We start from the raw sequence: 19214 nt of genomic DNA on the forward strand, positions 1-19214 counted from the left end.
GGGGGTACTGAGAGGATCACTCTCAGTCCCGCCCGGAAATGCAAACATCTGCGAACCTTAGTAAAGGTATTTCCTCTGGCGCTGAGCTCACCGAAAGTCACATGCGGAGCGGGAAGTCCGTGGGTTCAGCGAGTTCCCATCAGACGAGATCGGCACGCGTTGGAGATGCTGTCGAAAATGAAAACGACTATTAGAATCAAAAGCACCATGTAGGCGACATTCTCCCAGTCCGAGTTGGTGCGCATTGCCTCCCATAGTTTCAACCCAATCCCACCTGCACCCACTGCTCCAATGATTGTTGCCGAGCGCGTGTTAGATTCCCAAAAGTACAAGGATTGGCTGGCGAATACCGGGAGCACCTGCGGAAGCACGCCGAAACGCTGCACGGCTAATGCCGGCGCCCCCACGGACTTAACGCCTTCCCGCTGCTTCTCGTCGATGTTCTCGAGTGCCTCGGAATAAAGTTTACCGAAGGTCCCGGTGTCAGTGAAGAAGATGGCCGAGATCCCCGCGAGCGGGCCAGGGCCGAACGCTCGAGTGAAGAACAGCGCCCATATGAGCATATCCACGGAACGAAGGAAGTCGAAGAACCGCTTCGTCATCTGGTTCAGCAGACCGCTCCGGGTGATGTTGCGGGCGGCGAGGAAGCACAGCGGAAATGCCAGAAGCGAGGCAAACAGCGTACCCACGAAGGCCATCACAACCGTCTGGAGAAGCTTCGTCCACACGTCCAGGTGCTGCCATTCGGCATTGTACAGGAAGTTGCTCCACGCAAGCGAGAGGTTCGACCGTGAGGGGTCTATCCTTTCACCGCTCGTTACCAACGCCAGAACCTCGCGCGCGCCCTTGCCGAAGAACGGGGAATTAGTGTCGAAGATGAAGTTCGCCCATCCGAAGAAGCGCCTGCGGATGCTGACTTCGTCGCCATCGATTTCGGCCCAGCCTTTGGTGCCGAACGAGAGGGTGATTTTCTCGCCCGGCCTCTTTTGAACCGCCCAGCTGGGCAAGGTGCCTTCCGGGGTAGTCGTGCCGTGGCCATCGACCGCAGCGATGAGCGTCTCGCCGGCGTGGCCGACACGCACCTGCTTGTTGGCGACCATAATGTTCGTGCCACCGCCGAGGGAAATGGCGGCGCGGATGACCACTTCCTCCGAAAGGGAACCAGAAGGTTGCGCTGGCTCCGCAATTGAGGCAGCCCCCTCGTCCTTGACAGCGGGCGCGACCATGAAGCTGATAGACGACGACGTTTTTGGCTGCCTGATTTGCGCTTCTGAGCGCGGCGCGGCCCGTTGAACAGCCTCGTGTTGAAGCTCGACCCATGACGGGGATGGGTTTGCGCCCAGTGGCGAAAACCGTCCATAATTGATCGTCATGGTGCCGTCCGGCTCGACCTCGAGTTCAGGCCTGACCTCGTACGAAACCCAGTCTGCGAGATAGCTGCCGGCGATTGACCAATTGGCGCCGCGCAGAACGTCGCCGATCGAGAACATCCACCAACACGAGATCAGATAAAGCGCCGCGGCTGACCAGATCACGAGAATACGAAGGCGCTTGCCGCTCGATTTCTCCAGAACATCCTTATGGCGCTCGGCGATTGCTTCCATGTCCTGCGGATGCATTTTGTTCATCGAAGAGTCCTCAGGAGACGGTGTTGAAGGCCTGCTCGCCGACCAGGCGGCGTCGCAGCCATGCGGAAAACTGGTCGACGGCAAAGATTGTCGTAAAGAGCAGCAGGACGATTGCGAGTGTCTTGGCTTCGTGGCCCTGTCCGATCGACAGGCGGAGAAGCTCGCCGATTCCTCCGCCGCCGACGGCTCCGATGATCGTTGATGCGCGAACGTTGATTTCGAGCCGGAGCAGGAAGTAGCTCATGAAGTTCGGCATGACTTGAGGAACGAAACCGAACCAAACACGTTCGATCCAGTTGGCCCCGGCGGCACGCAGCCCTTCCTCCGGCTTCATGTCAGCGTTCTCGACCACCTCGAAGAACATCTTTCCCAGAGCGCCAACGGTGTGAACCGACACGGCTATAATGGCGGGGACGGGGCCGAGCGAAAGGATTGCGAGAAAGAAGCCCGCAATGACCACTTCCGGGAATGCGCGGAGCACCTCCATGAAACGGCGCACCGGCCAGCGGATCCAGCGGTTCGGCATCACGTTCTTCGCTGCAAGGAAACTCAGCACGAAACCGAACGCGAGCCCGATCATAGTCGACAGAACGGCGATGTTGATCGTCTCAAGCATCTTGTGAAAATACTCGGGTATGTAGAGATTTTCCGTCAGATAGAGGCGGCCGTCGGGGTAGTTGAACTTAAAGCTGCCGTCGTCGTAGGGCGATGGCAGGTCGAACAGCGCTCGCACGATCTCCATCGCGTCCCGTGGAAGCAGGTCCTCGATGAAGTCGAAGAAAAAAGGCAGGCGATCGAAGAACTTGCCCGCGTTCGTCTCGTTGGCGAACCAGAGCGATGCGGACAGAGCGACGAAAAGAAGCGCCAGCCCGAGCACGGTGTAGATGCGACGCCGGGCGTTAAGTTCCTGCCAGTGGCGCTCGACGAGCCTACCGCTCTCGCCGAGTGAAACATTGCTGATCGAGGAAGCCATGGAAGCTCCGAACTGGAGGCCTGGGATGTCGGGGGGATGCACCAGCCGGAGCGAGGTCGCTCCAGGCTGGCTTGGAACGGCTTGTGATTAGCCGCCGATGGTTGCCTTGCGGGCGTCGATGATCGGCTTGTAGAACTCCTCGTTGACTTCGGTGTAGCCGGTGAAGTCACCGCCCTGAATGGCGGAGAAGCATGCCGGGTCCGTCTTCGGCAGGTCGACCATGAACTGCTTGAACTTGGCCTTCACGTCGTCGCTGAGCGACGTGCGGACGACGATTGGGCCGTTCGGGATGAGCGGTGAGCGCCACAGCTCGACGAGATCGTCCATGTCCAGGATGCCCTTGTCGACCATCTTGCGCAGGTTGCCCGAGCTGTAGCCGTCCTTGAACTCGCCGACGCCAGAACCCCACGTCGTGCCAGCGGCGAAGGTGCCCTTTACGACTTCGAGGACGAGGTTCTCGTGACCGCCTCCGAAACCGGTTTCGCTGAAATATTCCTTGACCGGACCGCCGATGGATTCCGGCAAAGTGACGAGCGGGACAAGGTAGCCAGACGCGGAATCAGGGTCGGCAAAGCCGAGCTTCTTCCCTTTCATGTCCTCGAGCTTCGTCATCCCCGAATCCTTGCGGGCAACCATGATCGAATGATAACCAGTAGAGCCGTCGGTCTGGACGGTCGTCAGGATCGGCTCAACCGCATCCGCCTTGGCGAGGTAGACTTTTGCGTATGCGGAAGCGCCAAGTTCGGCATAGTCGAGCGTGCCGCCCAGCAGGCCCTGAACGACACCGTCGTAATCGGCGGCCGGGAAGAAGGAGACTTTTTCAACGCCGATCGCAGCCGGAAGCTTTTCGGTCAGGCACTGGAAGTTGCGCAGGCGGTCGGCTTCGTTCTCGCCGCCGAGAATCCCGACGCGGAATTCCTTGAGGTCTTCGGCAGCGGCGTGGCCGACGAGGGCGAGGAGGGCGACAGCGCCAAAAAGAGCATTCTTCAGCATGAAATTCTCCCGTTCTCCGGCCGCGCCGGATGATGTTCAGGTCTACGAATTGCCCTTCACGCGGGCGGTCGATCCGGCGGGCGTCAGACGCCGGCCAATGCCAGTGCTTTCGAGCTGGCGGATTTCATCGGACTGCCATGATGTGACGCGGCGGCCGCGCCATCTATGCTCGTCGAGGTCATGGTCTCGTCGATCTCACTGCCATCGGCAGCCGAACCGTAGATCGTACGGACTGCCGCGCTGGTCAGATCGTCCGGCCGTCCGTCAAATACGACTTTCCCCGCGGCCATGCCGATGATGCGTTCGCAGTAGCTGCGTGCGGTGTCGAGCGTGTGCAGGTTGGTGATAACGGTGATGCCCTCGCGTTCGTTGATGTCGCGCAGAGCGTCCATCACGATCTTTGCATTAAGCGGGTCGAGCGAGGCGATCGGCTCGTCGGCGAGCAGCATCTTCGGCTGCTGCATCAGCGCGCGGGCGATCGCGACGCGCTGCTGCTGTCCTCCCGAGAGGGTGCCGGCAGGCTGCAGCGCGGTTTGCTCGATCCCAAGGCGCTCCAAGGCCGAGATCGCCATGATCCGCTCTTCACGAGTGAACACGTTGAGAATGCTGAGAGCCGTGGATCGATGATTGAGCCGCCCGAGAAGGACGTTCGTCAGGACGTCGAGGCGCGGCACGAGGTTGAATTGCTGAAAGATCATGGCGCAATCACGCTGCCAGGAACGCAGCGCTGATCCCCGCAATGCCGAGACCTTCTGCCCTGCAAAATCAATGGTGCCCTCGCTTGGATCGACGAGGCGGTTGATCATACGGAGCAGGGTCGATTTGCCTGCGCCCGATCGGCCGATGACGCCGATCATCTGCCCCTGCGGGATTGTTATGTCGACGGAGTTGACCGCCGCGTGCTTGCCGAAACGGCGTGTCACGGATTTGAGTGTGAGCATCCTTGTCCCCATCATGCCTGACGTGGACGGCTCTCTAGGCTGTGCGCATGACCGCGCAATGTCAGTTTTGTGTAATTTTCGTTAAACCGAATATTCACAGCAACTGCGCGCTGAGGTCGAGTGAGTGCACTTCAACGATGCGTTCAGAAGCGCCCGAGCTCGATCTCGTACCGCTGTCCAGTTCTATCTCCACGACGTCTGTATCGGCAGCGGAATGTCTTGTTGAGGTAAGTGGCGATATCTGATCTCGAGCAGCGCCTCACTGCCGAGTCGATGCGATTGGCTGAATATTCTCCCTTATCGCTTCTCGCCAATCGATCGTCGTCGGGCGATCCGGATCGGTCGTCTTGACCTTGCTGTGGCTGCCGTCTTTGCGTTAGCGACTGGCAGGGCTTTGCCGCCCGCTCGCCTTATGATGCGGCCTTGAGAAGCAGTTCCCAGGGCATTCTCCAACGGGGCGAGAAAACTCTTCCAGTACGCACAGGAAGCGCGATCGCAGGTTACGATTGCGATCACACAGGCGGCGATTGATTTACCAAACAGCTGATAGCGGCCGGCGCGTCTCATTGAAAATTACCGGCAGGAGAGCTCGCGCTCGCCATTTCCTCCGGGCCCGGTGAGCGATTCCAAGGCTGCAAAGGCCCCAAAAACTGCAGGGTCTCGTATGTGAAACAAATCTGTCACAAAACTGTTATGCCCAGGGGCTAAAGGGGTGGCGACGCCGAAGCGTCAATCCGAATTCCAGGGAGAAAATCCATGAAGAAGTATCTAGGAAGCTGCGCGCTCGTCGCGATCATGCTGAGCACCTCTGGCGTCGCTGTCGCTCGCGATCAGATCAAGATTGTTGGCTCCTCGACTGTGTTCCCCTATACGCAGGCGGTTGCTGAAGAGTTTGCCAATAAAACTGGAACAACTGCACCGGTCGTTGAATCCACGGGCACCGGGGGTGGTTTCAAGGCCTTCTGCGGCGGCGTGGGCGAAGGCTTCGCTGACATCACCGGCGCTTCGCGCGCAATCAAGGATTCAGAGGTGAAGCTCTGCGCAAACAATGGCGTCGACGACATCACCGAAGCAATGATCGGCTATGACGGTCTTTCGATCGCGATTTCGCGTGCGAACGAGGCCGACTGGAACCTGACCGAAGAACAGATCTTCAAGGCGCTCGCCGCGGAACTGCCGGACGGCAAGGGCGGTTTCGTCGCGAACCCGAACAAGAAGTGGTCGGATATCGACGCCTCGCTTCCGGATGCCAACATCGTCGCCTTTGGACCGCCGCCGACCTCCGGCACGCGTGATGCCTTTGTCGAGCTGGTCATGCACGACGGCTGCAAGAACCTTCCCGGCATGGCCGACCTCAAGAAGGCTGACGAGGACAAGTGGACCGAAGTCTGCTCGCGCATGCGTCAGGACGGCCCCTTCGTGGAAGCTGGCGAAAACGACAACCTCATCGTTCAGCGTCTCGAGTCGGACCCGAACGCCGTCGGTATCTTCGGCTACTCGTTCCTCTACGAGAACTCCGACAAGCTGAAGGACGTCAAAATCAACGGCGTCGAAGTGACATTCGACACGATCGCCGACGGTTCGTATCCGGTAGCCCGCCCGCTGTTCGTCTACATCAAGAACGCACACCGCGACGTTATTCCGGGCATGAAGGAGTTCCTGGAAGAGTTCGTTTCCGACAGCGCGCTGGGCCCGGACGGCTACCTCGCCGAACGCGGCCTGACCCCGCTTGCCGATGACAAGCGCATGGAAGTCCAGAAGGCTGTGTCCGAGGCGAAGAAGCTCGGTTCGTAACTTCAGGCATTGGGGCTGGCTGCCGCATATGGTAGGCAGCCCCGTCTTTTGTTCTGGGGGCTATAATGTCCGGATATTTGTTGGCTGCATTGGCGCTCGCCGCGCTTGTCATGACTTTCGTCGGCTCTGCGCGTGCTAGAGCGACGCAGAACGGAGCTTCTGAAAAGACGCATTCCCGACCGATCTACCACGGCCTGAATGCGGCGATCTGGACCGGGGTACCGGCCTTCATTTTTCTGCTGTTGTGGCTCGCAGGGCAGAACAGCGTGATCGACCAGCTCGTTATCGCCAGCTTTCCGGGCTCGGAGAGCCTCGATGGGACCGCCCGCTCGCTTGTGATGAGCGAAGTGCGGCAGGTCGCGGCAGGAAACGTCTTCAAGGAGCCGACCCCTCAGATCCAGGCCGCTGTCGAGCATTTGAAATCGCTTCAGCATCTCTCCTCGATTGCTATGGTGGCCGTCGTGGCGGCCGCGATGGCGATCGGCGCGTTCCTAGGCTATCGGGTGATCGGCAATCGTTTCCGGGCGCGCCACAGTGTGGAGCGCTCTGTCACCTATTTCATGATGTTCTCATCGCTGGTCGCCATCGTTACAACGCTAGGCATCATCGCTTCGCTTGTCTTCGAAGCCATGCAATTCTTTTCCAAGGTGCCTATTACTGAGTTCCTGTTCGGAATGCGCTGGGAGCCTCAGATTGCAATTCGTGCCGACCAGGTGGCAGGGCAGGGCGCGTTCGGTGTCATCCCTGTGCTCTGGGGCACCTTCGTGATCGCGCTGATCTCGATGATCGTGGCGGTCCCCACCGGCATCCTCTCTGCGATCTATCTCACGGAGTACTCGGACAGGCGGTTCCGCGCGGTCGTCAAGCCACTGCTCGAAATCCTCGCCGGCGTTCCGACCGTAGTCTACGGCTTCTTCGCAGTACTCACGGTCGCCCCGGCAGTTCGGAGTCTTGGACTTAGCCTTGGCATCGTGTCTTCGCCAAACAGCGCGCTCGCTGCCGGAGCAGTGATGGGCGTCATGATCATCCCCTTCATTTCCTCGCTTTCCGACGACGCTCTGGCCTCTGTGCCGAGGGCCATGCGGGACGGTTCGTTTGCCCTTGGCGCTACCAAGGGCGAAACCATCCGGAAGGTGCTGCTTCCGGCGGCGCTGCCCGGCATCGTCGGCGGCGTTCTGCTCGCGCTCAGCCGGGCGGTCGGCGAGACGATGATCGTCGTCATGGCGGCGGGCCTGATAGCGAAAATGACCCTCAACCCGTTCGATGCGGTAACGACGGTAACTGTGCAGATCGTCACGCTTCTCATCGGCGACTCCGAGTTCGATAACCCGAAGACGCTGGCTGCGTTCGCGCTGGGTCTGATCCTTTTCATCGTGACCCTGATCTTGAATCTCATCGCGTTGCACACCGTGCGGAAGTACCGGGAGAAATATTGATGTCCAGCGCCGCATTTACAGAGGTCATGCCGAAATCAGGCGTCGACTGGCACTCTGAGGAGATGAAGGCACGTCGCAAAGCCCGGTACGCGGCCGACAGACGGCTCCAGATCTACGGTATCGTCGCGATCACCTTCGCACTGGGCTTTCTGGCAATCCTGGTCGGTTCCCTAACCTTCACCGGGCACAAGGCGTTCACCCAGACCGTCGCGACTGTTGAAATCGACCTGTCACAGGCAAAGATTGACCCAGCGAACATCGGCGACGCCGACTGGCGCGGCATCGTCCGCGGGGCGCTCCGCAAGCAGATGCCGGGGCTCTCGCGAAGCGACGAACGAAAGTTCTTCGAGTTGTTCACCTCCTCGGGCCAGTTCCTGGTGCGCGACGCCGTCGTCGCCGATCCGAGCCGGCTGAACGGAGTGAGCCGCTTCGCCATTCCGATGGCCGACCCGGTCGATCAGCTTGCGAAGGGCGAAATCAGCAGGGACGTGCCCGAAAGCCAACGCCGGATCAACGACAAACAGATCGGCATGTACGACCAGCTTGTCGAGAAGGGCGTCATCTCAACGCCGTTTAACTGGGGTCTTTTCTTCAACGCAGACAGCCGTTTCCCTGAGCTCGCCGGCCTGGCCGGAGCGATCTCGGGCTCCTTCTGGTCGCTGCTGGTATGCTTCGCGATCAGCTTCCCCATCGGAATCGCCGCCGCGATCTACCTGGAGGAGTTCGCGCCGAAGAACAGGGTGACCGACCTCATCGAAGTGAACATCAACAACCTGGCCGCCGTGCCCTCAGTGGTGTTCGGTCTTCTCGGTTTGGCCGTGTTCTTGGGCTGGATGGGCCTGCCGCGTTCGGCGCCGCTGGTCGGCGGTCTCGTCCTCGCCCTGATGACTCTGCCGACCCTCATCATCGTCACCCGGGTGTCGCTGAAGTCCGTTCCGTCGTCCATCCGCGAAGCGGCGCTCGGGATCGGCGCCTCGAAACACGAGGCAATCTTCCACCATATCCTGCCGCTCGCCATGCCCACCGTGATGACCGGGAGCATCATCTCGTTGGCACGCGCTCTCGGGGAAACAGCGCCGCTGCTTTTGATCGGCATGAACGCCTTCATCACCAGCCCGCCCGACGGCGTGTTTGCCGCCTCGACCGCGCTGCCCACGCAGATCTACATCTGGGCCGACAGCCCGGAGCGCGGATTTGTGTCCCGGACTTCCGCTGCGATCCTCGTCTTGCTGGCATTTCTCGTGCTGATGAACGGTATCGCGATATTCCTCAGACAGCGCTTCGAGCGCCGGTGGTAGGAGAGATAGAGATGAACATCATGTCGGAAGCAGCAGTCGAAAAGGCGTTGGAACAGAAGATGAGTGACGCACAGTTCAAGATGGTCGGAAAGGACGTGTCCGTCTATTACGGCGAAAAGCGCGCCCTGTTCGACGTGAACCTCAATGTCCGCAAGAACACGGTCACGGCGCTGATCGGACCTTCGGGCTGCGGCAAGTCGACCTTCCTGCGCACCTTGAACCGTATGAATGACACGATCGAGAACTGCCGCGTAACCGGCCAAATCACACTTGACCAGGCCGATGTCTACGATCCGTCAATCGATGTCGTCGAGCTGCGAGCGCGCGTCGGCATGGTATTCCAGAAGCCGAACCCGTTCCCAAAGTCCATCTATGAGAATATCGCCTACGGGCCTCGCATTCACGGACTTGCGCGCTCCAAGGCCGATTTCGACGAGGTAGTCGAGAACAGTTTGCAGAAGGCCGGCCTGTGGAACGAAGTGAAGGATCGGCTGCAAGAGCCGGGCACCGGACTTTCTGGCGGCCAGCAGCAGCGCCTCTGCATCGCCCGTGCCATCGCCGTCGGCCCGGAGGTGATCCTGATGGACGAGCCGTGCTCGGCACTAGACCCGATCGCAACCGCCAAGGTCGAGGAACTCATCCACGAATTGCGCGCGAACTTCACGATCGTCATCGTCACGCATTCAATGCAGCAGGCCGCACGCGTCTCGCAGCGCACCGCCATGTTCCATCTCGGCAATCTCGTCGAGGAGAACGATACCGACAAGATGTTCACCAATCCGGATGATCAGCGCACCCAGGACTACATCATGGGCCGCTTCGGCTGACCGACCGACCATCCGAACAGAGCATCTCCTTCGAGGAATCGAACATGACCCACGCACACATCATGACAGCCTTCGACGAGGAGCTGAAATACCTCTCTCGCCGCATCTCGGAAATGGGCGGTCTCGCCGAGCAGATGGTCGCCGAATCGGTCCGCGCTCTGGTGAACTCCGATCTCGCGCTGGCCCAGAAGGTCATCTCCGACGACGTGATACTTGACGATGCCGAGCGCCAGATCGGCGAGAAGGCGATCGTCACCATCGCCAAGCGGCAGCCGATGGCCTCTGATCTGCGCGAAATCATGGGGTCGATCCGTATCGCCGCCGACCTGGAGCGGGTCGGCGATCTCGGTAAGAACAACGCTAAACGTGTGATCGCTGTTGCCGGCTCCGGCATCCCGCGCAAACTCGCGCGCGGGCTCGAGCATCTCGCCGAGCTGGCTTTGGTGCAGCTCAAGGAAGTTCTCGACGTCTACGCCTCGCGCTCGCCGGAAAAGGCAAACAGCATCCGCGAGCGGGATGAGGAGATCGACGCGATCTACACGTCGCTGTTCCGTGAACTGCTCACTTACATGATGGAAGACCCGCGCAACATTACGCCCTGCACGCATCTTCTGTTCTGTGCCAAGAACATTGAGCGCATTGGTGATCATGCAACGAACATCGCCGAGACGATCTACTACATGACCACCGGTTCGCAGCTCGAGGGCGAACGCCCGAAGGACGATACGACGACTTCGGTGGGAGCCTCAGGAGCGTAGTGCTTCCAGGCCCGGCGAGATCGAGCATCACGGAGTTTTGGCTGAATGCTACCAAGAATCGCTGTTGTTGAAGACGAGGAAGCGCTGAGCATCCTCTTGCGCTACAATCTCGAAGCGGAGGGATTCGACGTCGACACCATACTTCGCGGCGACGAAGCGGAAATCCGGCTTCAGGAGCGTTTGCCTGATCTCCTCATCCTCGATTGGATGCTGCCAGGTGTTTCGGGGATCGAGCTTTGCCGCAGATTGCGCCAGAGACCGGAAACGGAGCGTCTGCCGATCATCATGCTGACGGCGCGCGGCGAAGAGAGCGAACGTGTGCGGGGACTGTCCACCGGCGCTGACGACTATGTCGTGAAGCCATTCTCGACTCCGGAATTAATGGCCCGCGTCAAGGCGATGCTGCGGCGCGCGAAGCCTGAGGTTCTGTCGTCGGTATTGAAGACGGGAGACATCGAACTCGACCGCGAGACTCATCGCGTCCATCGGCGCAGTCGCGAGGTCCGGCTAGGGCCCACCGAATTCCGCCTTCTGGAGTTCTTCATGGTTTCGCCGGGGCGCGTCTTTTCGAGAGCGCAACTTTTGGATGGCGTATGGGGGCACGACATCTATGTTGACGAGCGCACCGTCGATGTTCATGTGGGCCGTCTTCGAAAGGCCCTGAATTTTTCCAATATGCCAGATGTAATCCGGACAGTGCGGGGGGCTGGGTACTCGCTGGAAGCACAATAAGGGAGTGATCACTGAATGGGAGCGCGAATTGTTATCGTCGAGGATGACGAGCCGCTGCGTCTGATACTGGAACAGAACCTCCGCAAAGAAGGCCTGACAGTCGAGGGACTTTCGCGGGGCGACGAAGCCGAAGCCCGGATCGAAAAATCGCTTCCCGACATCCTGGTGCTTGACTGGACCTTGCCCGGCATTTCCGGCATTGACCTCTGCCGCCGCTTGAGGAGCCGCCCCGAAGCAATCTCGCTTCCGATCGTACTCTTGACCGACCTTGCGGACGAGGACGAGCGTATCGCCGGGCTCGCAGCGGGGGCAGATGACTGCCTCGTCAAGCCGTTCTCCACCATGGAGTTCGTCGTCCGGGTGAAGAACCTGCTTCGCCGCACCAACCCCGCCGTACTTGGCCACATGATCAAGGTCGGCGACCTGACGCTCGACCGGGCGTCGCATCGGGTCCACCGCCAGCAGCGCGAGGTGAGGCTCGGGCCGACAGAATTCAAGCTCCTGGAATTTCTCATGCGGTCTCCTGGAAAGGTGTATTCTCGGTCAGAGCTGCGTGCGTCACTCTGGGGGGACGACGCGACTGTCGATGAGCGGGTGATTGACGTTCATATAGGACGCCTTAGGAAGGGCATCGGGTTCGGCAAGGCTGACAATGTCATCCGCACAGTCCGTGGCGCCGGCTATGCACTGAGCGACTATTAGAGTGGCCGAAGATGCCGAAACGCTGCTATGGGCGAATTGCGGACCCCGCCCGCGCCGAAGCGATCGGCCCAACTCCCTGCCTTCGGAGCGACCAGGCCCCCGAATAGCAGCGACAGCAGACCGAATAGCGTCCCGTGGGATGGAAAAGTCCCGCGCCATTGCTGGCGCGAGAATGCTGAACGAATAGTAGAGCGTGCCGTAGCCGATGATTTGAGTCAGGGCGAGGCGCCCAGATCACACTCGCAGGCGCACGTTTTTCGCTTATTTGGCCGGTTCCATCTCGCGTGTCATCCCCGTCCCGCAGCCGCACCCGGCTTTGCCTTCCGACTTCACGCTCGCATCCAGCACGCAGCAGGCGTCAATCTCTGCGGAAGCAGGGCCTCCGCAGCAAGCCGTCTTCTCTTTGCTGCCGGGGAGGGTGACAGTGCACACCCCGGTTTCGGGTAGCACGAGTTGGACCTGCCGCGCAGCCACGTGATCGCCCGCAAGTTCCGCGACGACAGAGCGTACCTGCTCGTAGCCCGTGGCCATGAGGAACGTCGGTGCGCGACCATACGACTTCGAACCGACGATAAAGAAGTCGCGTTCGGGATGGGCAAGCTCCTCGACTCCATGAGGGGGCACAGTGCCGCAGGAGTGGAGGTTAGGATCGATCATCGGCGCAAGTCGGCGCGGTGACTCCACGACCACATCGACGTCGATGCGCAGTTCGTTCAACATACTGAGGTCCGGACGAAAGCCTGTTGCAACGATGATGCGGTTCACACTCAGGGTTTCGGGTTGGCCGCTCACCAATGCCTCGACGTCGAGGCTTTCACCTCTCGACCCGATGGATTCGACGGAAAAGGGTGCCAACAGCTTCAGGCGACCGCTTTCGATCGCGTCCTTGGCCGCCAGTCCGAGCGCCCCGCGGCCCGGCAGTTGGTCGTTTAGGCCGCCTCCGAGCAGTTTGTCGATCTTGTTGCGCCTTAGCGCCCACAGGACGGAGGTCTTCGGGTGTTCCTTCTGAAGCTCAAGCAGCGACAAAACCGCATTTATTGCGGAGTGCCCGCTTCCGACCACCAATACGTTGCTGTCAGCATACAGCCTGCGTTCCCGCCCCAACACGTCCGGGATGCCGTAGCAGATCCGATCGCCCGCCAGGGATTCGCCTAGGACGGGCAACCCGTCCACGCCTATAGGATTCGGCCGGAGCCAAGTTCCGGAAGCGTCTAGTACCGCTCGCGCCGTAAGACGCCTTTCCGTGCCCGTTTCATCACGGTAGCGGATGATGAAAGGTGCCCGTTCGCGACCGTCGTTGGCCACCTTGTCGAGGCCGAGGCGGGTGATGGAATGCACCGTCGTTCCGTACTTTATGTGCCGCGCCACCAGGCGCGCTAGCGGGATCAGATATTGCTGGACGATTTCCGATCCGGTCGGAAGGGTATCGGGGTCGGGCTGGATCCAGCCGCTTTCTTCGAGCAGGTGCAAAGCAGCTTTGTCGAGGACGTATCGCCATGGCGAAAACACGCGAACATGGCCCCACGCGACAAGCGAGGAGCCAGGCCCCTTTCCGCGCTCAAATACGACCGGCTGCAACCCACGTTCGAGAAGATGGGCGGCTGCAGCGAGTCCGACGGGCCCCGCGCCGATCACTACGACTGGAAGTTCAGAATAGTGGTACATAAGCGCATCCTTCCATATTTCTAGTTTTTTCGAAATTACGGCGTAAAAAAAGGGATCAGGCCTCCGCAACATCCCTGTGTTCCCGGCACGCTCCGTCGGCACAGCATTCGTCAGCGAGGTAGCCGATCAGCGAATTCATCGTCTTGTAGTTGGCTCGACAGATGAGCGTCGTCCCGTTTCGTTCCTGGGTCACCAGCTCGGCGTCGATCAGCTTGCGGCAATGGTGCGAAAGCGTGCTCGCGGGAATGTCCAGCTTCTGCTGCAGTCCACCGACGGGGAGGCCATCAACGCCTGCACGCACCAGCGCCCGATAAATGCGCAAACGCGTCGGATTGCCAAGAGATTCGAGTTGTGATGCTGCTATTTCCACGTTCATGGAAACATTAATAGCTAAGCGAATCCACGGATGTCAATGAGTATTTCGATGATTTTGGAAGTATGCGTATCAGCGGTTAGTGGGAGACCACTCATTCCGTCTAAAATGGTTCGTATCGCAACCGCATACCTTCGCGTACTTCGCTGACTTCAGATGGAAGAACGGCGATTCCATCGGCGCGTGCCAGCGAGGACAGGCTTCCGGACGACCCCCTTCCAAGAATGTTTAGAACAGGTATGTCATGGTCATCGCGACCCACTACTGAGACGGGAACGAACTCCGTGCGGCCCTGCCGCTTGCAATAGGCGAACCCCGAGGTGGCGGGGAACCACAGAGGTTCGAACCAATCCAAGCCTGCAGTCGCCCGGATCGCGGGCATGGCAATCTGCCTCAGGGCGATGGCCGCCGCCATCGGATTTCCCGGCAGACCGATGAACATCGCCGCGCCTAGACGGCCGATAGTGACAGGTTTTCCTGGCCGCATCGCGACCTTGAGCACACACAGGGAAGCGCCGCAGGCAACAAGCGTCGCCCGCACAAAGTCCGCGCCACCATGGGACATGCCTCCTGTAGAGATCACGACATCATGAGTCAGCGAGAGTTCGAACAGAGCCGCGCTGAGTTCGTCAAGGCGGTCCCTGACCGTTCCGGCGTCACTGACCTCGATCCACGGCAGGCTCATCATCGATCGAGCCAGATATCTATTGGAGTCGTAGATCTGACCGTTATCGAGGGGTTCTCCCAGCTGCCTGAGCTCGGTTCCGTTGGTTACGAGCGCCACCCGGATTCGTCGCAGAACATCGACTCTGGCCATTCCAAGTGCAGCCAGCATGGCGGCCACATGAGTGCTTATCATAGCGCCACAATCCACGGCTCTTGATCCAGCCGCCAGATCCTCGCCCGCCACCCGGATGTTTTCGCCGGCTCGCGGGCGGTAGGTTGTTACCACCGAATTGCCCGAGCGCAGGCACCGTTCGGCAATGACAACCGCATCATAACCAGAAGGAACAGACGCCCCGGTGTAGATCGCCATAGCAGTGCCGGGTTTTGCCGCCACGCCCATTGTGTTGTCTCCGGCAACGAGACTGCGCACGACAGAAAGCGTCCACGGCCCAGCGCCGGTGAAATCGGCGCTCCGCACCGCATAGCCATCCATCGCCGAGTGGTCGAACCTCGGAAGGTCGTATCCCGCGAACACTGGTCGGGCGAGAATTCGACCCGAGGCGGAAAGGAGATCCACGCTTTCGCTCTCGGTCACAGGAATGGCCGAGCCGACTGCGGTACGCACGGCCTCTTCGACTGACATTTGGTGTTTTGCCGTCGCGCCGCAGTCCGCCGCAGGCGAGCCCCACCTTTGCAGGTCGATGTTCATGTTGCGTCCTGGTTACTCCCGGGCGTTCATGGGCAACGGGGTCGTCCACCCAATGTATGTTTCGTCATTGGGACGAGAACGTCTTCAGGTAAGCGATGACGTTGGCGATCTCATCGGGCTTCTTCAGGCCGGGGAACGCCATCTTCGTGCCCTTGATATAAGCCTTCGGGTTGGCGAGATACTCGGATAGATGGGCGTCGTCCCAGTTCCAGCCTTCCTCCGCCTTGGCCTTGAAGGCGGAGGAGTAGTTGAACCCGTCGACGGCTCCGACCTTCCGGCCAATGATGCCGTTCAGTTCAGGACCTACCTTGTTTTTTGCTCCAGGCCCGACAGCATGGCAGGCGGCGCACTTCTTGAAAACGGCGGCACCCGCTTCGGCGTCGCCGTCGGCGAGCGCAGGGGATGCAAGGAGAAGACAGAGTGATGCGATTGCGAGAGATTTCTGCATTTCGGTTTCCGTATTGCTCAGGAGGGGGAGGGCGGTCCGGCCGCCCTCCAGCGAAGATCAGGCCGAGCGGTATTCCTTCGGCTTGAAGGACAGGTGGGCGACGTTCTTCGGCGCGTCCGAGATCTTGCGGATGTCACCCCATGTCTGCTTGTAGTTGGGAATTATCAGCTCGTTGGTCCCGGCATTCACGACGTTGCCCTGAACGCCTGTCGGGTATCCAAAAAGCATGAACGTCTCGCCACGCCGTGCGCTCGGGGTTGGATAGGCCATGGCCTGGGTCGCGCCCGCGTCATTGTAGACTTCGACCAGATCCCCCTGCTTGATGCCTTCCTCCGCCATGTCTTCCGGGTTCATCTCGATGAATGGATAGGGCCACCGGTCCATGACGAACTCGTTCTGCTGGTCGAGATAGGCCGACTGCCAGACCGTGTTGGCGCGTCCGTTGTTGATGAGGTACTTGTGCTTGTCCTTCTGCGCCTGCTTGCCTGGCGCCTGCAGACCCCGCCAGACGGCGTCCTTGAAGATCGCCTTGCCGTCTTCGGTGTTGAACTTGCCGTCGGCGTAAAGGCGTTTGGTGCCGATGATGCGCTCCGCGCCTCCGGCGGCAACGGGAGCGGCCGCTGCGTTCGCATCCGTCTGCTGGACCGGCTCCTTGCCCCGGGCACCTTCGATGGCCGGGCCGCCGACGACCATCCCTGGCTGCGCGCCAGTGGTAGTTCCGCCCTGCGAGCTGCCCGCGGCCACGGGTTCATCCCCTACACCAACCGCCGGCTCCTGGAACCCGTTGTTGCCCATCGCGCGGAGACGGGCATATGTCACGTACTCGCCGCCTTTTTCGTGTTGATGGTACCCGTCCATGAAGGCGTCTTCTTCGGTCTTCCAGTCGAAGCCTTTGAACTTGTCGGCAGCGGCCGCGTCGCCCATCTCGCGGAGCACGCGCTCCATGTTGTTGGCAATCCGCGCGGCGATGATGCAATCGGGCATGGCTTGGCCGGGCGGGTCCATGTACCGCTCGGTCAGGCGCATGCGGCGCTCGCCGTTCATCGACGTAAGGTTCATCTCGCCCGAAGTGGCCGCGGGCAGGATCACGTGGCATGCCTGGCCGATTTTGGTGGGAATAATGTCTACGTTCACGGCGAACAGGCCGCCTTGGTTGATCCCATCGACGATCGCCCGGACCATTGCCTCGCGGTCTCCATAGGGGGCGGCACTCATCGCATCCTTCACTATGTCGGTGCGCTTCTTGTACACCCTCTTGAACTCGTGAGCGTTCAGGGTCGTTTTGTAGTGATCGCATCCCCAGATGTGATGCACACCGCCCTGGCCGGAGATCAGAAGCTGATCCACATAGGCCGCAGGCTTGCCGACGTGCGCGTCAGAAGGACGGGAGTAGCCTTCCTGATGGCCGCCGAGGCGGACGCATCCCCCACCTGGACGGCCGATGTTCCCGGTTGCGAGCGCGATGTTCACCAGAGCCGCGTTCGTGCGGTAATTGTCGTTGCCCCAGATCAGGCCCTTCTCGTAAGGGAGCATCGTGCGGCGGCGCTTGCCGTCGGCCTTCGGCTCGGCGATCCACTGTGCCGCCTTTTCGATGTCCGCTACTGAGACGCCGCAGATCTCGGAGGCCTGCTGCAACGTCATCTTGTTCGCTTTGACGGCCGCGTCGAATCCGCTTGTGCTGGCGTCGATGAACGCCTTGTCGATCCAGCCCTTCTCGACGATGTGCGTGAAGATCGCGTTGAACAGAGCAAGGTCAGTGCCAGAGTTGATCGCGAGATGCAGGACGTTTTCCGGGCCCGCCTCGGCTTCGGCTGCGTTGATGGTCACGGTGCGTCGTGGATCGACGAACACGATGCGTGCTGGCGGATGCTCCTCACCTGGAAGCTGCTCGTTCTTCTTGTCCGCAGTCGATCCCCGCAGGTTTGGGACCCAGTGGTTGAGGAAGTAGTTCGTCTGTGTCTCAAGGGGATTAGCACCGACGCAGAAGATCGTGTCCGCCAGTTCGGCATCCTCGTAACAGTTGTTAAGTTCGCCGACGCCCATGTCCCGGGTGGCGTGGACTTCGGAGTTGTAGGCAGGGCGGTTGTGGATACGGATATTCTTGACTTTCATCGCCTCGAAATAGAGCTTGCCCGTACCCCAGGTGTTCTCGTAGCCACCGCCCGCGCCGCCATGGTCGTAGGCCGAGACGTAGAGGGCATCCTCGCCCTTTTCCTTGACTATTGTCGCCGTTACGCGTGCCACTAGATCCAATGCGTCGTCCCAACTCGTCGGCTGCATCTGTCCGTATCTCCATACGAGGGGATCGGTCAGGCGCTGCTGCTGTGTATTGCGGGCCTCGGAGTAGCTCATCTCGGCCATACGCGCGCCGCGGACGGAGCCAAGGCCCGAATTGACCACGCATTCGTGGTCCGGCTTGATGACGATATGAACGTCCTGCCCATCTTGCTTGACGATGTTGTACATCGATGGCGAGTACCAGGCGTCGGTCTCCGCCTCTTGCTGCTTCGAGAGGTCGACGGCGAAGGCGTTGCGGTCGGGTTCGGTTCCGCCCTGCTTGTTCGCGGGCCATGTATAGGCGTGATAGCCGCAGCCAACGATGCAGAAGTGACAGGTGACGTTGTGATGCTTTGCATCTGCGGGAATGATCGGCAGACGGTCGATGTTACGTTTGTAGGCCATTGCCATCTCCCTCAGAGCACGTTGGACAGGCGGCCGTAGAGCAGTTCATCTACCCCCTCGGCAAAGATGTCGCCGTTGTCGGCGACACGCAGGACGTACTGCGGTAGGTTCTGGGTCGATTGTCCCCAGACCTGCTGTCCGCCTTTTTCGGGATCGAACACTGAATAGTGTCCGGGGCAGTTGAAGGTCCTCTGGTCCGCGGAATAGCTCAGAGGAAAGCCCTTGTGCGGACAGATGGTCGAGAAACCGACGATATCGCCGTCAGGTCCGACGCCGCCTTCCACCCGTGTACCGAGCTTCAGCAGGACGCCTGCCGCGTTTTCGTCTGGATAGGTGACATCGAGCGGCTCGTTCAGCGCGAGTTCCGAGACGTTGGCCAAGCGGTTCGACGGATAATCCACTCTGGCGGACGGCACGGCCGCCTGCGCCTGCGGCACTCCTGCTCCGGCGGCGGCAACCGTCGCGCTTGCGGCGGCAAGCGCGCTACCCCGCAGGAACTGCCTCCGGCCAATATCGACCATGTTTCGACAGCGTGACATTCAAGCCTCCCTTTTTCGGATGTTCACGTCATGAATTCGATTGCAAGTGA

Annotated in this window: 17 protein-coding genes and 1 pseudogene; 7 read left to right on the top strand and 11 right to left on the bottom strand. The window is 60.2% G+C overall.

Annotated elements, in window-relative coordinates; genetic code table 11:
• Positions 1 to 125 precede the first annotated feature (125 nt).
• The 4 genes from phnE (AC5J09_RS01795) to phnC form a co-directional block, all read right to left on the bottom strand.
• The gene (phnE, locus tag AC5J09_RS01795) at positions 126 to 1628 is read right to left on the bottom strand and encodes a phosphonate ABC transporter, permease protein PhnE (protein ID WP_494296704.1); all 1503 of its coding nucleotides are present in this window, start codon (positions 1626 to 1628) and stop codon (positions 126 to 128) included.
• Between the two features lie 10 nt (positions 1629 to 1638).
• Entirely contained in the window at positions 1639 to 2601 is a 963-nt protein-coding gene (gene phnE / locus AC5J09_RS01800) for a phosphonate ABC transporter, permease protein PhnE (RefSeq protein ID WP_494296705.1), read from the bottom strand.
• An 87-nt stretch (positions 2602 to 2688) separates the two neighbouring features.
• Positions 2689 to 3594 carry a phosphonate ABC transporter substrate-binding protein gene (gene phnD, locus AC5J09_RS01805; RefSeq protein WP_494296706.1) on the bottom strand — a complete coding sequence of 302 codons (906 nt, stop codon included), beginning with the start codon at positions 3592 to 3594 and terminating at the stop codon, positions 2689 to 2691.
• Between the two features lie 83 nt (positions 3595 to 3677).
• Positions 3678 to 4535: a phosphonate ABC transporter ATP-binding protein gene (gene phnC, locus AC5J09_RS01810; protein WP_494296707.1), complete on the bottom strand. Its 858-nt coding sequence runs from the start codon at positions 4533 to 4535 to the stop codon at positions 3678 to 3680.
• 756 nt (positions 4536 to 5291) lie between these two features.
• On the opposite strand from phnC, the gene AC5J09_RS01815 reads away from it, so the two are divergent.
• From AC5J09_RS01815 to AC5J09_RS01845, 7 genes are all read left to right on the top strand, one after another.
• A complete protein-coding gene (locus tag AC5J09_RS01815) occupies positions 5292 to 6329 on the top strand; it encodes a PstS family phosphate ABC transporter substrate-binding protein (protein WP_494296708.1) in 1038 nt (345 codons plus the stop codon).
• Between the two features lie 65 nt (positions 6330 to 6394).
• Complete coding sequence (gene pstC, locus AC5J09_RS01820) at positions 6395 to 7765, top strand: phosphate ABC transporter permease subunit PstC (protein ID WP_494296709.1); 1371 nt, start codon at positions 6395 to 6397, stop codon at positions 7763 to 7765.
• Positions 7765 to 9063 carry a phosphate ABC transporter permease PstA gene (gene pstA / locus AC5J09_RS01825; protein ID WP_494296710.1) on the top strand — a complete coding sequence of 433 codons (1299 nt, stop codon included), beginning with the start codon at positions 7765 to 7767 and terminating at the stop codon, positions 9061 to 9063. The genes pstC and pstA overlap by 1 nt, the downstream gene beginning before the upstream one ends.
• 11 nt (positions 9064 to 9074) lie before the next feature.
• Positions 9075 to 9890, top strand: coding sequence for a phosphate ABC transporter ATP-binding protein PstB (pstB, locus tag AC5J09_RS01830; protein WP_338279499.1), 816 nt, complete (start codon positions 9075 to 9077; stop codon positions 9888 to 9890).
• Between the two features lie 44 nt (positions 9891 to 9934).
• Positions 9935 to 10648, top strand: a complete 714-nt coding sequence (gene phoU, locus AC5J09_RS01835) for a phosphate signaling complex protein PhoU (protein WP_338279501.1) — start codon at positions 9935 to 9937, stop codon at positions 10646 to 10648.
• Between the two features lie 45 nt (positions 10649 to 10693).
• The gene (gene phoB / locus AC5J09_RS01840) at positions 10694 to 11380 is read left to right on the top strand and encodes a phosphate regulon transcriptional regulator PhoB (RefSeq protein ID WP_494296711.1); all 687 of its coding nucleotides are present in this window, start codon (positions 10694 to 10696) and stop codon (positions 11378 to 11380) included.
• A 15-nt stretch (positions 11381 to 11395) separates the two neighbouring features.
• Positions 11396 to 12082, top strand: coding sequence for a winged helix-turn-helix domain-containing protein (locus tag AC5J09_RS01845; protein WP_338279504.1), 687 nt, complete (start codon positions 11396 to 11398; stop codon positions 12080 to 12082).
• Positions 12083 to 12123: 41 nt separating this feature from the next.
• On the opposite strand, the pseudogene AC5J09_RS01850 reads toward AC5J09_RS01845, so the two are convergent.
• From AC5J09_RS01850 to AC5J09_RS01880, 7 genes and pseudogenes are all read right to left on the bottom strand, one after another.
• Positions 12124 to 12347: pseudogene (locus AC5J09_RS01850) on the bottom strand (arsenite efflux MFS transporter ArsK); the annotation flags it as partial.
• Positions 12344 to 13819 carry an FAD-dependent oxidoreductase gene (locus AC5J09_RS01855; RefSeq protein ID WP_494296712.1) on the bottom strand — a complete coding sequence of 492 codons (1476 nt, stop codon included), beginning with the start codon at positions 13817 to 13819 and terminating at the stop codon, positions 12344 to 12346. The gene AC5J09_RS01855 and the pseudogene AC5J09_RS01850, both read right to left, overlap by 4 nt.
• A complete protein-coding gene (locus AC5J09_RS01860) occupies positions 13803 to 14123 on the bottom strand; it encodes an ArsR/SmtB family transcription factor (protein WP_494296713.1) in 321 nt (106 codons plus the stop codon). Before AC5J09_RS01860 ends, AC5J09_RS01855 begins: the two co-directional genes overlap by 17 nt.
• A 100-nt stretch (positions 14124 to 14223) precedes the next feature.
• Entirely contained in the window at positions 14224 to 15495 is a 1272-nt protein-coding gene (locus AC5J09_RS01865; protein ID WP_494296714.1) for a molybdopterin molybdotransferase MoeA, read from the bottom strand.
• A gap of 64 nt (positions 15496 to 15559) precedes the next feature.
• Entirely contained in the window at positions 15560 to 15943 is a 384-nt protein-coding gene (locus AC5J09_RS01870) for a c-type cytochrome (RefSeq protein ID WP_494296715.1), read from the bottom strand.
• Between the two features lie 57 nt (positions 15944 to 16000).
• Positions 16001 to 18625: an arsenate reductase (azurin) large subunit gene (locus tag AC5J09_RS01875; protein WP_494296716.1), complete on the bottom strand. Its 2625-nt coding sequence runs from the start codon at positions 18623 to 18625 to the stop codon at positions 16001 to 16003.
• 11 nt (positions 18626 to 18636) lie between these two features.
• On the bottom strand, positions 18637 to 19164 hold the full coding sequence (locus tag AC5J09_RS01880; RefSeq protein WP_494296717.1) for an arsenate reductase (azurin) small subunit: 528 nt from the start codon (positions 19162 to 19164) through the stop codon (positions 18637 to 18639).
• Positions 19165 to 19214: the final 50 nt, after the last annotated feature.

The organism is Sinorhizobium sp., from assembly GCF_059070375.1.

Excerpts from the sequence above, each read along its gene's own strand:
- AC5J09_RS01870 (WP_494296715.1), bottom strand. The coding sequence starts at position 15,943 with ATGCAGAAATCTCTCGCAATCGCATCACTCTGTCTTCTCCTTGCATCC.
- phnD (WP_494296706.1), bottom strand. The coding sequence starts at position 3,594 with ATGCTGAAGAATGCTCTTTTTGGCGCTGTCGCCCTCCTCGCCCTCGTC.
- phnE (WP_494296705.1), bottom strand. The coding sequence starts at position 2,601 with ATGGCTTCCTCGATCAGCAATGTTTCACTCGGCGAGAGCGGTAGGCTC.
- AC5J09_RS01865 (WP_494296714.1), bottom strand. The coding sequence starts at position 15,495 with ATGAACATCGACCTGCAAAGGTGGGGCTCGCCTGCGGCGGACTGCGGC.
- phoU (WP_338279501.1), top strand. The coding sequence starts at position 9,935 with ATGACCCACGCACACATCATGACAGCCTTCGACGAGGAGCTGAAATAC.
- AC5J09_RS01860 (WP_494296713.1), bottom strand. The coding sequence starts at position 14,123 with ATGAACGTGGAAATAGCAGCATCACAACTCGAATCTCTTGGCAATCCG.
- AC5J09_RS01875 (WP_494296716.1), bottom strand. The coding sequence starts at position 18,625 with ATGGCCTACAAACGTAACATCGACCGTCTGCCGATCATTCCCGCAGAT.
- AC5J09_RS01815 (WP_494296708.1), top strand. The coding sequence starts at position 5,292 with ATGAAGAAGTATCTAGGAAGCTGCGCGCTCGTCGCGATCATGCTGAGC.
- phnC (WP_494296707.1), bottom strand. The coding sequence starts at position 4,535 with ATGCTCACACTCAAATCCGTGACACGCCGTTTCGGCAAGCACGCGGCG.
- pstA (WP_494296710.1), top strand. The coding sequence starts at position 7,765 with ATGTCCAGCGCCGCATTTACAGAGGTCATGCCGAAATCAGGCGTCGAC.
- phoB (WP_494296711.1), top strand. The coding sequence starts at position 10,694 with ATGCTACCAAGAATCGCTGTTGTTGAAGACGAGGAAGCGCTGAGCATC.
- AC5J09_RS01845 (WP_338279504.1), top strand. The coding sequence starts at position 11,396 with ATGGGAGCGCGAATTGTTATCGTCGAGGATGACGAGCCGCTGCGTCTG.
- AC5J09_RS01855 (WP_494296712.1), bottom strand. The coding sequence starts at position 13,819 with ATGTTGCGGAGGCCTGATCCCTTTTTTTACGCCGTAATTTCGAAAAAA.
- phnE (WP_494296704.1), bottom strand. The coding sequence starts at position 1,628 with ATGAACAAAATGCATCCGCAGGACATGGAAGCAATCGCCGAGCGCCAT.
- AC5J09_RS01880 (WP_494296717.1), bottom strand. The coding sequence starts at position 19,164 with ATGTCACGCTGTCGAAACATGGTCGATATTGGCCGGAGGCAGTTCCTG.
- pstC (WP_494296709.1), top strand. The coding sequence starts at position 6,395 with ATGTCCGGATATTTGTTGGCTGCATTGGCGCTCGCCGCGCTTGTCATG.
- pstB (WP_338279499.1), top strand. The coding sequence starts at position 9,075 with ATGAACATCATGTCGGAAGCAGCAGTCGAAAAGGCGTTGGAACAGAAG.